This window comes from Alkalibacillus haloalkaliphilus C5, from assembly GCF_000269905.1.
Classification (GTDB): domain Bacteria; phylum Bacillota; class Bacilli; order Bacillales; family Alkalibacillaceae; genus Alkalibacillus; species Alkalibacillus haloalkaliphilus_A.
This window is the reverse complement of record NZ_AKIF01000072.1, coordinates 1-13,992: the sequence shown is the minus strand read 5'-3', so window position 1 is coordinate 13,992 and position 13,992 is coordinate 1. Positions and strand designations below refer to the sequence as shown.

The following is a 13,992-nucleotide window of genomic DNA, read 5'->3' as shown; positions in this document are numbered from 1 at the left end:
AACTCATTAATTGATGTTGATAATACAGAAATAGAATAAGGGGAGTTAAATATGTATCAATCTTGTGCTTATGAGCCTTATAATCGCGTTTTTATCGAACTAGGACCATTCCCTGTATATTGGTACGGTTTCCTAATTATGTTAGGAGCACTATTTGGTCTGCTTGTTGCGGTCAGAGAAAGTAAAAGGCTGAACTTACATAAAGATTTTTTTACAGACTTATTAGTGTTTGCCCTTCCAGCAGCGATTATTGGTGCGCGATTATACTATGTTATTTTCCAATGGGAAAACTACAATTCCTTTATGGATATTATAGACATACGAGAAGGTGGTTTAGCGATCCACGGTGGTTTAATAGCCGCCTTAACAGTTGCTTACTTTTATGCTAAAGCTAAAAAAGTTTCATTTTGGAAAGTGGCTGATATTGCAGCGCCGAGTATATTAATCGGTCAAATGCTTGGACGTTGGGGTAACTTCATGAACCAAGAAGCTTATGGCGGACCGATCACTCAATCGATTTATGAAAGTTTTCACCAATATTTACCTAATTGGATTATGCAAAACATGTGTGTAGACGGTGTCATGCATCATCCAACGTTCTTATACGAATCAATGTGGAGTTTACTCGGAATCGTAGTCCTATTATACTTACGCTATAAGGTCAATCCACGTCGCGGTGTCATTTTCTTCAGTTATGTCATTTGGTATTCGTTTGGCCGAATCTTTATTGAAGCTTTACGTACCGATAGCCTATACCTATTCGGTGAAATTCGCGTCGCACAACTGATTTCGATCTTGTTAATTGCTGGTGCGTTATTCCTAATGTACTACCGTAAGAAAAACGGTTACGCTGAAGTCCTATATGATGGCACTTCTCTAAACAAAGGTAAGTCTAAAAACAATAAGAAGAACAATAGTAAAAAGAAGAAAAAGAAATAGAGAGTGAGCGCTGATAAAGTGAATGCGAGCGCCGATAAAATTGAGTGAGCGCTGATAAAGTGAATGCGAGCGCCAATAAAATCACGTGAGCGACAAAAAATATGCGTGAACGCCAAAAAAGTGCACCCGAGCGCCAAAAAGTCACACACAAACGCCAAATACCAGCGCATCACCCAATCAATCAAACAAAGAAAAACAAAAAGGGAGTTTTATAATTGGCATCTACTCTGAAAAATGGTCTCCTAAGTGGTCTGTCTGTCACTTGGGCGTTAAGTAAAATCATTTTTCCGATCACTGTCATTGTGATGATGCTTCGTTATACGCCTGTTTTTCCAATCTTCATTAGTTGGTTGGAACCATTTATGAGCTTTTTAGGATTACCAGGGGAAGCGGCTGTACCGCTCGTCCTTGGTAATCTTCTTAACTTATATGCAGGAATTGGAGCTATTATCAGTTTCGATTTGACAGTGAAGGAAGTTTTCATTTTAGCAATTATGCTATCTTTCTCTCACAACTTAATTATAGAATCAGCTGTAGCAGCCAAAGTTGGAGTGAACTTTTGGATTATTATGGCTGTGCGTGTCTTTTTAGCGATTTTTGCTGCTGTATTAATTAATATTTTTTGGCAAGGTGGAGGCGAAATGGCACAGTATGGCTTGATTTCTAATGAAGGTCCTACGCCTGAAGGTTGGTTAGACATCAGCCTATCAGCAGTCCAAACAGCCTTCTTAAGCATTCTGCAGCTTGCGGCGATCGTTATACCGTTAATGATCGGGATTCAATGGATGCGCGATAAGAAATGGTTAGATTGGATGTCTAACAAACTAGCACCAATGACTAAAGTAATTGGTGTTGAGAAAAACGCATCGATGACATTAGTGGCTGGATTAACGATTGGTCTTGCTTACGGTGCGGGTCTTATGATTCAAGCTGTTAAAGAAGACGGTGTGTCGAAAAAAGATATGTATCTCGTTCTCATATTTTTAGTAACCTGTCACGCTGTTATTGAAGATACACTCGTCTTTATACCGCTAGGCATTCCAGTCTGGCCGCTGTTACTCATTCGACTCGTTTCAGCCATACTATTAACCGCACTCGTTGCTTATATTTGGAACCGAATCGAGAAGAATAAAGAACTAGAAGCAGAAAGAGAGGATGTACCAACATGACAATCAAAACATTGTTATTTGATTTAGATGGCACATTAATTGATTCAAATGAATTAATTGTTGCCTCATTTCAGCATACGTTTAAAGAACACTTAGGAAAAGACTACACGAAAGAAGAGATTTTACCTTTTATCGGACCACCGCTACAAGATACGATGAACAAGCTTGACGAAGAGCAGACCGAGCAGATGATGAAAACGTATCGTGAACACAATGCACTTCACCACGATGCCTATATCGAAATGTATGATGGTGTTTATGAAACGATTAAGTCATTGCATGAATCTGGCTACCCTATGGCGATTGTCACAACAAAAATTGAACAAACAGCTCGTAAAGGGTTAGAGCTGACGGGGCTAAATGAGTTTTTCGATGTTGTCATTGGTTTAGACCATGTGAGCCAAGCAAAGCCAGACCCAGAGCCTGTTCTTAAAGGTATGCATGCCTTAAATGGTACACCTGAAACAACCATCATGGTTGGCGACAATTCACATGATATTCATGCTGGTCAAAATGCCGGGATGAAAACGGCAGCAGTTGGTTGGTCGGCAAAAGGTAGAGATTATATGGAGTCGTTAAATCCAGACTATGTGTTAAACTATATGTCTGACTTAATTGATATTATTAAGGAGTGATCGGATGCGGAAAACGACGCGTTACCCGGTTACAAAATCAAATTCACTCTGGCAAATTTATAAAACCGTACCGTTATTAAAAGTGTGTAAAAATTTTATCGTCATTCAGTTAGGCCGTTATTCGCCTTCACTGAAGTTGAAAAATTGGCTTTACCGCACATTTTTAAAAATGAAAATCGATGACGAAACAGCACTAGCACTTATGGTCATGCCTGATGTCATGTTCCCTGAGAAAATATCAATCGGTAAAAATAGTATCGTGGGCTATAATACGACGCTTTTAGCCCACGAATATTTAATCGAAGAGTATCGCTTAGGTGATGTGGTCATTGGTGATGAAGTCATGGTCGGTGCGAATACGACGATTTTACCTGGCGTTACGATTGGTGATGGTGCGATTGTTTCAGCAGCAACGTTAGTCCATGAAGATGTGCCATCAGGAGCTTTCGTTGGTGGTAATCCGATGCGCGTAATTTACACGAAAAAAGAACGCGAAGAAAAAATGCGTACACAATCTCGCCTTGAATCAGAAGGGAGCAACCGAGATGTTACATAACCAACGCATTTTACCAGCTGTTAAACAGATGAAAGACTACGATAAATTGTTAGAAAGTGATACAGAAGTCATTGTCCTACTAGAAACGAGAATTTCGTCATTAAAATCAATGGTGAAGTACGCTAAACGTGCTAATAAAAAAGTGATCGTTCACGCTGATCTAATTCAAGGGCTAAAAACAGATAACTACGGAATGGAATATCTCGGACAAGATGTGAAGCCAGATGGGATTATTTCAACACGCACGAACGTTATTCAACTAGCTAAAAAGTATAAATTAACAGCGATCCAGCGAATGTTTTTAATTGATAGTCAAGCAATTGAACACAATTTAAATCTAGTTGAAAAAACAAAGCCAGACTTTGTTGAAGTGTTACCTGGTGTTATACCTCATGTCATTTCAAATATCAAATCAACTCTCGATGAGCATAACATTAAAATTATTGCTGGCGGCTTAATTCGAACACAACAAGATGTCGATGAGGCGATTCAAGCTGGAGCGACAGCTATTTCAACCTCATTAAGAGAGCTTTGGGATTTCAACTTAGCATAATTCATTGACAGCGTTTACAGGATTTGATAAATTTAGAGACAAGTTAATATTGTCGTGGCGGAGTTTAGGAGATCCACATGTGTTTAAACTACAAACCATTTTTGGGTGTAGTTTAAATACGTGTGGATTTTTTTATGTTTTAATTTTGCCACTGTCCATGTTTCAAATTTTTGTAATAAAGGAATAACATCAGGAGGAGAAACGATGACAGAATTTATGGGTGAAGTGATTGGCACGATGATTTTGATCATTTTCGGTGCAGGTGTCGTTGGTGGCGTTGTATTGAAAAAGTCAAAAGCAGAAGGTTCTGGTTGGGTCGTTATTACAATTGCTTGGGGAATTGCTGTTACGATGGGTGTTTATGCTGTTGGGCAAATTAGTGACGCTCACTTAAATCCTGCAGTCACTTTAGGACTTGCAACAGCAGGAGATTTCCCATGGAGTGAAGTACCTTTATACATAGTGGCGCAAATGATTGGAGCGATTATTGGTGCAATTGTCGTTTACTTTCATTACTTACCGCATTGGGGTGCAACGGATGATGCAAATGCAAAGTTAGCTGTTTTTGCGACAGATCCAGCCATACGTAGTCCTTTGTCAAATTTAGTAAGTGAAATGATTGGTACATTCATGCTCGTTATGGGATTATTGTTTATAGGAGCAAACGAATTTACAGAAGGGTTAAACCCCGTTATTGTCGGGCTACTGATCGTCGTAATCGGTATGTCACTTGGTGGAACGACGGGTTATGCGATTAATCCAGCACGTGATCTCGGACCGAGGTTGGCGCACACCTTTTTGCCAATTCCTAAGAAAGGCTCATCGGATTGGGGTTATGCTTGGGTTCCGTTGTTTGGGCCACTTTTAGGTGGAGCATATGGTGGAGCTTTTTACATGGCGATTTTTAAAGAACAGTTTTCATTAACATTTTGGTTACTATCATTGTTAATCATCGCAATCTTTTATTCAGCAGCGAAAATTGAGGTTAGAAAAGCTCAATTAGAATACTAATTTAACAAGTCTTTTTTTAGGGGGAACTGGAAAATGGAAAGATACGTATTATCTCTAGATCAAGGAACGACGAGCTCTCGAGCGATTTTGTTCAACCATAGTGGGGAAATTGTCGAGGTGGCACAGCAAGAATTTAAACAATACTTCCCAGAACCAGGTTCAGTGGAGCATGATGCGAATGAAATTTGGACATCAGTACAGCATTGTATGACAGAAGTGTTGCGTAAAGCAGATGTCGAAGCTTCACAAGTTGTGAGCATCGGAATTACGAACCAGCGCGAAACGACTGTCGTCTGGGATCGTGAAACAGGTAAACCTGTTTATAAAGCGATTGTGTGGCAATCACGTCAGACAGAAGATATTTGCCACGATTTAAAACAACAAGGGTTAGAAGAGACATTTAGGCAAAAGACAGGACTGCTTTTAGATCCATATTTCTCAGGGACGAAAGTGAAATGGATTTTAGATCATGTAGAAGGTGTCCGCGAGCGTGCTGAAAATGGTGAGTTAATGTTTGGCACAATCGATACATGGTTAATTTATAAATTAACAGGTGGTGACGTTCACGTAACAGATTACTCCAATGCGTCACGCACTTTAATGTACAACATTCATGAACTGAGGTGGGATGATGAACTATTAGACTACTTAACTGTTCCAAAAGAAATGTTACCAGAAGTAAAAGATTCTTCAACAGTGTACGGTCATACAGTTGATTATCACTTTCAAGGGGAAAATGTGCCGATCGGTGGTGCATGTGGTGACCAACAAGCAGCATTATTCGGTCAAGCTTGTTTTGAGAAAGGCATGGCGAAAAATACATACGGCACAGGTTGCTTTATGTTAATGAATACTGGTGATGAAGCGGTTGCTTCAGAACATGGCTTATTAACCACGCTAGCATGGGGGGTTGATGGTAAAGTTCACTATGCACTCGAAGGTAGTATTTTCGTTGCTGGTTCAGCGATTCAATGGTTGCGTGATGGACTACGCTTAATTGAAACAGCATCTGAAACTGAAAACCTAGCACTCCAAGTCAATACAACTGACGGAGTATATGTCGTTCCAGCATTCGTTGGTTTAGGCACACCATATTGGGATAGCCAAGCACGTGGTGCCGTATTCGGACTAACACGGGGTTCAGAAAAAGAACATCTCGTACGTGCAACTTTAGAATCTTTAGCTTATCAGACGAAAGATGTCGTTCACGCGATGGTAGAAGATGCAGGATTAGAACTTAAAAAATTACGCGTTGACGGTGGCGCGGTGAGAAATAATTTCTTAATGCAATTCCAAAGTGACATGCTTGATGTAGAAGTCGAGCGTCCAGTAGTGAATGAAACGACAGCTTTAGGAGCGGCTTATTTAGCTGGTTTAGCAGTTGGCTTTTGGAATAGTAAAAATGATATAGCTAAACAATGGAATGTCGAGACAACATTCCAGCCAGAAATGGATGAAGAACAACGTAACAATCAATATGATGGATGGAAACGAGCTGTAAAGGCGACACAAGCTTTTACATCGTAAGAATTAGAAAGGATGTTTTAAATGAGCACATTTACAAACAAACAACGCCAAGAAAGTAAACAAGTATTGAAAGACCAATTTGATGTGCTTGTCATCGGTGGCGGTATTACAGGAGCAGGAATTGCTTTAGATGCTGCTACGCGAGGCTATAAAGTGGCTGTGTTAGAAATGCAAGACTTCGCAGCAGGAACGTCAAGCCGCTCAACGAAGCTCGTTCACGGCGGTCTACGTTACTTGAAAAATTTCGAGATTAAACTCGTCGCTGAAGTTGGAAAAGAACGTGAAATCGTTTATGAAAATGGTCCACACATTACAACACCAGAATGGATGATGCTCCCGTTTTATAAAGGCGGTACGTTTGGCCCGTTATCAACGAGTCTTGGCCTTCGAGTCTATGACTTTTTAGCCGGTGTTAAAAAGACTGAACGTCGTAAAATGCTATCAAAAGACGTCACACTAGATCGTGAACCGCTACTTAAAGAGGACGGATTGAAAGGAAGCGGCTACTACGTTGAATATAAAACGGATGATGCGAGATTAACGATCGAAGTCATGAAGAAAGCGGTTGAAAACGGAGCTCATGCTTTTAACTATATGAAAGTTGAACAACTACTTTACAACGATGGTAAAGTTTATGGTGTTAAAGTGAAAGACTTAACTGACGGTCAGCAGCATGACATCCATGGCTACCACGTTATTAATGCTGCAGGTCCTTGGGTTGATGAGGTTCGTACGATGGACCAATCGAAAAAAGGTAAACAACTTTTCCATACGAAAGGTGTTCATTTAGTTTTTGATCAAGAGAAATTCCCATTAAGCCAAGCGGTCTATTTTGATACACCAGATGGCAGAATGGTCTTTGCGATTCCACGTGATGGTAAAACTTACGTAGGAACAACAGACACACATTATGAAGAAGATTTAGTAAACCCAACAGCAACAGATGAAGACCGCGACTATATTATGGACGCAATAGAATTTATGTTCCCTAACGTTGCATTAACCCATGATGATATAGAGTCTTCTTGGGCTGGCATTCGTCCGCTTATTCATGAAGAAGGAAAAGACCCTTCTGAAATTTCACGTAAAGATGAAGTGCTAGAGTCAGATTCAGGTCTACTATCCATTGCAGGCGGTAAGTTAACAGGCTACCGTAAAATGGCTGAACACGTAATCGACCTTGTAGCCAAGCGTCTAAATTCAGAGCTAGGCTACACGTATGAAAAAAGTAAAACAAAGCATTGCCATTAGCAGGCGGTGAAGTCGGGGGCAGTCGGATTTTCGAAATTCATTCAAGAAATGATTAGTGAAGCAGAACAAAATGAACTCGATAAAAAATTGGTCTTACGTTGGGTGAATCGCTATGGTGGAAATACACGCCAAGTGTTAGACAATTATTACGCCTTAACTGACGACAATGACTTACCGAAGGACGTCTTAGCCGAATTACAATACTGCCTCGACCAAGAGATGGTTTACAAACCAACAGACTTCTTAATTAGAAGAACGAGCGGATTGTTCTTCGACATTGATTGGGTCGAAACTTATAAAGAAGCGATTATGAAAGAAATGGCTCGTTACTTTGAATGGACAGATGAACAATATGAGCAATATAAGGCAGAGTTAAATAAAACAATCGAAGAAACACGTTTGCAGATGTAGTGAAAAGTCGCCCCGGCGACTTTTCTTTTTTTAGAGGAGGTGAGCGCCGATAAAATATTGCGAGCGCTGATAAATGATGAGTGAGCGCCGATAAAATATTGCGAGCGCTGATAAATTATATGCGAGCGCTGATAAAATTCCGCAAACGCTGATAAAGATGCGAGCGCCAAATAAATTTCATGAGCGTCAAATAATCCTTCCGAGCGCCAAAACCCCACCAAGAAAACAAAAAAACTAAGTCACTCTCCCAAAATCTAAAACAGTCAATTATTTCAAAACGATGTCAAATTGTTGTTCGATTTGTCGGATTATAGTGTGTTATACTTAGCACATCAGAACTGTAGGAGGCTTTTATGCATACGACACATCATCGACAAAATGAAATGCCCAACAACATAGCGACTTTTCGTCATGATGGTGACTTTTACTTTACATATGGCGTAAAAGCATTTAAACGAAAAGACTTTGAAAAAGCTGAGAAGTGGTTTAATAAAGCGTTAGAAGTTGAACCTGATAATACGCTATACCTATGTCAATTATCAGTTTTATATACAGAACTTCACCAGTATCATCGTTCCAATGACTTATTACAGCAAGTGTTAAAGAGTGACCAACCTTATGTTGATACGTATTACTTACTAGCTAATAACTATGCTCATCTTGGGCTTTTTTATGAAGCTAAGAAAAATGCAGAGAAGTATCTTGAAGAGGATCCAGAAGGTGATTTCGTAACAGAAACGAATGAACTCCTTAAGTTATTAGAACAAGTAATGGTTGAACAAGCAGAAGATGATGACTTAGAGTTTGACGAAGAAGATGAGCTGATGCTTTATCAAGAGACGGCTTTTTATCACTTAGAACATGAAGAGTGGGCTGAAGCACTTCAAACGTTAGAAGAGATGACGGTTTACTATCCAGAATATTTGCCAGCTAAACATGAATATGCGTATGCATTATTTCAGCTAGGACACGCTGAAGAAGCAGTAGCCCTAGAAGAAGCTTGGTTAAAGCAAGATGACTTGTCTTTAAACAGTCGTATGAATTTAACCTACTTCAGCTATCACATGGGCAACATGGAGGCGTTTGAAGCTTATTTAAATCAGCTTCTTAATATTTATCCAACGTATAATGAGAAAAAGTTAAAGCTTGCGGTTACTCTTGCTCAAGTCGATGCTCATGAAGAAGCAATCGAACGGTTTAAAAAATTAAACAAAGAGCAAATGACTAATTATGTAAGCTACTACTTATGGTACGGATACGCACTAAATTGCATAAATAAAACTAAACAGGCCTCTTATATATGGGAAGAAGCTAAAGAGCATCACCCTTCATTTGACAGGCTTTTAAAAGCACACGGTTGGGTATAAGCAACTCTTCTCAGAAGACAATATCATATAAGCAGAAAAGTTGTCGTATAAAATAGAATTTAATATGATATATAAGTGGAAAAGAGATAGAGACTTTAAGGAGTTGAGATTGATGTCAGAAGAAAAAATTTATGATGTAATTATTGCAGGAGCTGGACCAGCGGGTATGACAGCGGCAGTTTATACATCTCGTGCTAACTTAGATACGTTAATGCTAGAACGCGGTATGCCAGGTGGACAAATGGCTAATACAGAAGATGTAGAAAACTTCCCTGGCTTTGATCATATATTAGGACCGGATTTATCGACTAAAATGTTCCAACACTCACAAAAATTCGGTGCAGAATACGCATACGGTGACATTAAACAAATTATTGACGGAAAAGAATATAAAACGGTCATCGCTGGAGAAAAAGAATATAAAGCACGCGCAGTTATTATAACGACTGGTGCACAGTATAAAAAGCTAGGCGTTCCTGGTGAAGCGGAATACAGCGGACGTGGTGTGTCTTACTGTGCTGTATGTGACGGTGCTTTCTTTAAAGAAAAAGAACTATTCGTGATCGGTGGGGGAGACTCTGCTGTTGAAGAAGGAATTTATTTAACACGTTTTGCGAAAAAAGTAACAATTGTTCACCGTCGTGATGAGCTACGTGCACAAAAGATTCTACAAGATCGTGCTTTTGATAATGAGAAGATCGATTTTTATTGGAACACAGAGTTAAAAGAAATTAAAGAAAAAGACGGCAAAGTCGGAAGTGCTGTTCTTTATGATAACCAAACAGGTGAAGAGCGTGAAGAAGAAATCGAAGGCGTATTTATTTACATCGGTATGTTGCCATTAAATGATGCGTTCACTGATCTTGGTATTACGAATGAAGAAGGCTGGGTTCAAACAGATGAGCTTATGAAAACTTCAGTGCCTGGAATTTTTGCAGCTGGTGACATTCGTGATAAAGAATTACGCCAAATTGTAACAGCTACAGGTGACGGAAGTATCGCTGCACAATCAGCACAGCACTACATTGAAGACCTATTAGAAGAGCTAGAAATTAAACAATAATAAACCGTAACTCCATTTTAATGGTGCTGTAATACGGATGAAACATTGAGTTGTTATAATGGGTTTAAATAATTGACCCCCTTTATTCTATATAGAGCTTCTGTGGACACAGGTAGATTTTCTGCCTGTGTTTTTTCTGTGCTTCTTTAAAATTTTCTACCAAATACCAAAACTGTTCAATATCCATTCATAGTCATGACTTGCTTTTCAATGTATAATGATAAGAAGAACTTATTTCGAACGTGAGGGTGATGGTCATGGGGAACGGTAACAAAGTCGAATTAGTTATAATTACAGGCATGTCTGGTGCTGGGAAAACTGTAGCAGTTCAAAGCTTAGAAGACCTAGGTTACTTTTGTGTCGATAACTTACCACCTACATTGCTTCCAAAGTTTCTTGAACTCATGAAAGAGAACAAAGAGAACAAAAAACTCGCAGTCGTCATGGACTTAAGAGGGCGAGAGTTTTTCGATACGTTATATGACAATTTAAATCACTTCACAACTGATGAAGACATTGCTGAGCACATATTGTTCTTAGATGCGAACAAAGAAACACTCGTTAAACGCTACAAAGAATCAAGACGATCTCACCCGTTAGCGCCTAACGGATTACCGTTGGACGGGATCAACCAAGAGCGTGACATATTAGATGAGTTAAAAGGTCGAGCGCAGACGATCATTGATACGTCAGAATTAACGGCTCGACAATTACGTGAGAAAATTATCGGTCAATATAAAGAACAAAAACAACACGTCTTTTCAGTTCAATTAGTCTCCTTTGGCTATAAACATGGTATTCCAATTGATGCTGATTTAATTTTTGATGTTCGTTTCCTACCAAACCCGCATTATGTTGAATCTATGCGTGAGTTAACAGGATTAAATCAAGAAGTTTCTTCGTACGTTATGAAGTGGAAAGAAACGCGCAACTTTTTAAGAAAACTAACGGACTTACTCGAATTCATGCTGCCACAATACCAAAGAGAAGGTAAAAGCCAGTTAGTCATCGGTATTGGCTGTACAGGTGGTCAACATCGTTCAGTTGCCTTAGCACAGAAAATCTCAGAAATAGTCCAAAAAGATTTTACATCGCACGTTTATCACCGAGATATTGGGAAAGGTAAGGTTAAGAAATCATGACAGATGTGAACGGACCTAAAGTAGTAGTGATCGGTGGTGGTACAGGAATGCCTGTACTACTTCGTGGTTTAAGGAAATTTCCGATCAACTTATCAGCAATTGTTACAGTTTCAGATGATGGCGGTAGCTCGGGACGTCTTCGCGAAGACTTAGACATTCCAGCCCCTGGAGATATTCGTAAAGTCATCGCCTCAATGTCTGATGTTGAGCCGACTTTATTAAAGTTATTCCAACACCGCTTTGATAGTGGTGATGGGCTGTCAGGTCATGCATTAGGGAATTTAATTTTAGCAGGAATGACGTCAATTACTGGCGATTTTTATAAAGGTATTAAAGAGATCTCACGCGTATTTAACGTAAAAGGACGCATTTATCCAATCGCGAATGAAAACATGTACTTAAAAGCTGAATTCGAAGATGGAACTGTCGTGCGTGGAGAATCTAATATTCCTAAAGTGAATAAAAAAATTAAGCATGTCTTCTATGATCCACCGAAAGTGCAACCATTACCAGAAGCGGTAAAAGCGATTGAGCAAGCCGAACTTATTGTCATAGCACCGGGAAGTTTGTATACGAGTATTGTCCCAAATTTGATTTCCGAGGAAATAAAAGACGCATTAAGTCAAACGAAGGCGAATGCTGTCTATGTATGTAACGTGATGACCCAGTACGGTGAAACGCGAGGATATACAGCTTCGGAGCATGTTGAAGCACTACATCGCCATGTCGGAAGTTCATTTGTAGACGGAATCATAGTTCATGGACAAAAAATTGAGCGTACTATTAAACAAGAGTACGAAAAAGAATTGGCAGAACCAGTTGTTTGTGATTACGAACAATTAAACGATATGAAAGTGCAAGTCATTGAAGGAGATATAGCTGATTTACATACTGATGGTACGTTAAAACACCATGAGCATAAAATCGCTAAACTTCTCTATAACTTGTTATAATTAAAGTAATTTGATCGATTGAAGGGGAATTACTATGTCATTTGCTTCTGAAACTAAAAAAGAACTAACAGGTATTCAGACAGACGACTGCTGTAAACAGTCTGAACTGTCTGCACTTATTCGTATGAATGGTTCTCTGTCGTTTTCAAACCGCCTATACATTTTAGACGTTCAAACAGAAAATGCAGCGATCGCAAGGCGAATTTATACGTTAATTAAGAACTTATATAACATACCTGTCGAATTACTAGTACGTAAAAAAATGCGCCTTAAGAAAAACAATATATATATCGTGCGAATGAACGAGCGGGTTAAACACGTTTTAACGGAACTTGGCATTTTAGAAGAACCTTTCACATTTAAACGTCAAATTTCTGAACAATATTTACAAAATGAATGTTGTAAAAAGTCTTATTTAAGAGGGGCGTTTTTAGCTGGAGGTTCAGTTAACAATCCTGAAACATCTTCTTATCATTTAGAAATCTTCACACTTTACGAAGAGCATAACGAAGCAATCGTTGACTTAATGAATGATTTCACTTTACATGCTAAAACACATGAACGTAAAAAAGGCTTTATTACGTATTTAAAAGAAGCCGAAAAAATAACTGAGTTCCTTATTTTAATTGGTGCACACCAAGCTTTACTTAAGTTTGAAGACGTCAGAATTATGCGCGATATGCGTAACTCAGTTAACCGCTTAGTTAATTGTGAAACCGCTAATTTAAATAAAACAATTGGCGCAGCATTTAGGCAAGTGGAGAACATTCGATACATCGATGCAGTCGTTGGCATCGAGTCATTACCTGAGAAATTAAGAGAAGCAGCAGAATTAAGAATGAAGCACCAAGAAGTATCATTGAAAGAGTTAGTCGATTTAGCGGAATCAGGTACGATCAGTAAATCAGGATTGAACCACCGCTTCCGCAAGATCGATGAATATGCTGAAAAACTAAGGAAAGGCGAACTCCTTGAAAAATAGGTGTTCGTTGTACCAAAATTTACATTTATGCTATAATACATTTTAATCATTTGTCATCATAACATGAATTTATAACCGAACGATTAGTAATAGAGAGGAGAGTCAGTATGGTTGAGAAAAAAGTGACTGTCAATTTAGAGACTGGCTTACAAGCTAGACCAGCTGCAAAATTTGTTCAAGAAGCTAACCGCTTTTCATCAGAAGTGTTTTTAGAAAAAGGAAGCAAACGCGTGAATGCGAAAAGTATTATGGGTGTCATGAGCTTAGCGATTGGTACGAATGAAGAAGTAACACTACAAGCAGAAGGTGCCGACGAAGAACAAGCGATCAACACATTAGCTTCATTAATGGAAACTGAAGAGTAAATGAAAACGAGCGTGCAATAACGCTCGTTTTTTGTTTTTATGATGTGATTTAGGCTGAGACTGCCAAG

The 13,992-nt window shown here is 39.0% G+C and carries 13 protein-coding genes and 1 pseudogene; all 14 read left to right on the top strand.

Features of this window, described 5'->3' with window-relative positions:
- The first annotated feature begins 51 nt into the window (after positions 1–51).
- Positions 52–939, top strand: coding sequence for a prolipoprotein diacylglyceryl transferase (gene lgt / locus A194_RS0108980; protein ID WP_017186519.1), 888 nt, complete (start codon positions 52–54; stop codon positions 937–939).
- Between the two features lie 215 nt (positions 940–1,154).
- The gene (locus tag A194_RS0108975; protein ID WP_017186518.1) at positions 1,155–2,108 is read left to right on the top strand and encodes a nucleoside recognition domain-containing protein; all 954 of its coding nucleotides are present in this window, start codon (positions 1,155–1,157) and stop codon (positions 2,106–2,108) included.
- Complete coding sequence (ppaX, locus tag A194_RS0108970; protein WP_017186517.1) at positions 2,105–2,743, top strand: pyrophosphatase PpaX; 639 nt, start codon at positions 2,105–2,107, stop codon at positions 2,741–2,743. Before A194_RS0108975 ends, ppaX begins: the two co-directional genes overlap by 4 nt.
- Before the next feature lie 4 nt (positions 2,744–2,747).
- Positions 2,748–3,299 carry an acyltransferase gene (locus A194_RS0108965; protein ID WP_017186516.1) on the top strand — a complete coding sequence of 184 codons (552 nt, stop codon included), beginning with the start codon at positions 2,748–2,750 and terminating at the stop codon, positions 3,297–3,299.
- Entirely contained in the window at positions 3,289–3,852 is a 564-nt protein-coding gene (locus tag A194_RS0108960; protein WP_017186515.1) for a glycerol-3-phosphate responsive antiterminator, read from the top strand. The genes A194_RS0108965 and A194_RS0108960 overlap by 11 nt, the downstream gene beginning before the upstream one ends.
- 204 nt (positions 3,853–4,056) lie before the next feature.
- Positions 4,057–4,863 carry an MIP/aquaporin family protein gene (locus tag A194_RS0108955; RefSeq protein WP_017186514.1) on the top strand — a complete coding sequence of 269 codons (807 nt, stop codon included), beginning with the start codon at positions 4,057–4,059 and terminating at the stop codon, positions 4,861–4,863.
- Between the two features lie 33 nt (positions 4,864–4,896).
- Entirely contained in the window at positions 4,897–6,390 is a 1,494-nt protein-coding gene (gene glpK, locus A194_RS0108950; protein ID WP_017186513.1) for a glycerol kinase GlpK, read from the top strand.
- A 21-nt stretch (positions 6,391–6,411) separates the two neighbouring features.
- Positions 6,412–8,052: pseudogene (locus A194_RS17975) on the top strand (glycerol-3-phosphate dehydrogenase/oxidase).
- A gap of 353 nt (positions 8,053–8,405) precedes the next feature.
- A complete protein-coding gene (locus A194_RS0108940) occupies positions 8,406–9,419 on the top strand; it encodes a tetratricopeptide repeat protein (RefSeq protein ID WP_017186510.1) in 1,014 nt (337 codons plus the stop codon).
- 112 nt (positions 9,420–9,531) lie between these two features.
- The gene (gene trxB, locus A194_RS0108935) at positions 9,532–10,482 is read left to right on the top strand and encodes a thioredoxin-disulfide reductase (protein WP_017186509.1); all 951 of its coding nucleotides are present in this window, start codon (positions 9,532–9,534) and stop codon (positions 10,480–10,482) included.
- A gap of 257 nt (positions 10,483–10,739) precedes the next feature.
- Positions 10,740–11,624, top strand: coding sequence for an RNase adapter RapZ (gene rapZ, locus A194_RS0108930; RefSeq protein WP_017186508.1), 885 nt, complete (start codon positions 10,740–10,742; stop codon positions 11,622–11,624).
- A complete protein-coding gene (locus A194_RS0108925) occupies positions 11,621–12,577 on the top strand; it encodes a gluconeogenesis factor YvcK family protein (RefSeq protein WP_017186507.1) in 957 nt (318 codons plus the stop codon). Before rapZ ends, A194_RS0108925 begins: the two co-directional genes overlap by 4 nt.
- Positions 12,578–12,611: 34 nt before the next feature.
- Positions 12,612–13,559 carry a DNA-binding protein WhiA gene (gene whiA / locus A194_RS0108920; RefSeq protein WP_017186506.1) on the top strand — a complete coding sequence of 316 codons (948 nt, stop codon included), beginning with the start codon at positions 12,612–12,614 and terminating at the stop codon, positions 13,557–13,559.
- A gap of 107 nt (positions 13,560–13,666) precedes the next feature.
- Positions 13,667–13,924 carry an HPr family phosphocarrier protein gene (locus A194_RS0108915; protein ID WP_017186505.1) on the top strand — a complete coding sequence of 86 codons (258 nt, stop codon included), beginning with the start codon at positions 13,667–13,669 and terminating at the stop codon, positions 13,922–13,924.
- The last annotated feature ends 68 nt before the right edge of the window (positions 13,925–13,992 follow it).

What these genes read in the sequence shown, in the direction of transcription:
- lgt (WP_017186519.1), top strand. Translation starts at nt 52, where the DNA reads ATGTATCAATCTTGTGCTTATGAGCCTTATAATCGCGTTTTTATCGAA.
- ppaX (WP_017186517.1), top strand. Translation starts at nt 2,105, where the DNA reads ATGACAATCAAAACATTGTTATTTGATTTAGATGGCACATTAATTGAT.
- A194_RS0108965 (WP_017186516.1), top strand. Translation starts at nt 2,748, where the DNA reads ATGCGGAAAACGACGCGTTACCCGGTTACAAAATCAAATTCACTCTGG.
- A194_RS0108960 (WP_017186515.1), top strand. Translation starts at nt 3,289, where the DNA reads ATGTTACATAACCAACGCATTTTACCAGCTGTTAAACAGATGAAAGAC.
- A194_RS0108955 (WP_017186514.1), top strand. Translation starts at nt 4,057, where the DNA reads ATGACAGAATTTATGGGTGAAGTGATTGGCACGATGATTTTGATCATT.
- glpK (WP_017186513.1), top strand. Translation starts at nt 4,897, where the DNA reads ATGGAAAGATACGTATTATCTCTAGATCAAGGAACGACGAGCTCTCGA.
- A194_RS0108940 (WP_017186510.1), top strand. Translation starts at nt 8,406, where the DNA reads ATGCATACGACACATCATCGACAAAATGAAATGCCCAACAACATAGCG.
- trxB (WP_017186509.1), top strand. Translation starts at nt 9,532, where the DNA reads ATGTCAGAAGAAAAAATTTATGATGTAATTATTGCAGGAGCTGGACCA.
- rapZ (WP_017186508.1), top strand. Translation starts at nt 10,740, where the DNA reads ATGGGGAACGGTAACAAAGTCGAATTAGTTATAATTACAGGCATGTCT.
- A194_RS0108925 (WP_017186507.1), top strand. Translation starts at nt 11,621, where the DNA reads ATGACAGATGTGAACGGACCTAAAGTAGTAGTGATCGGTGGTGGTACA.
- whiA (WP_017186506.1), top strand. Translation starts at nt 12,612, where the DNA reads ATGTCATTTGCTTCTGAAACTAAAAAAGAACTAACAGGTATTCAGACA.
- A194_RS0108915 (WP_017186505.1), top strand. Translation starts at nt 13,667, where the DNA reads ATGGTTGAGAAAAAAGTGACTGTCAATTTAGAGACTGGCTTACAAGCT.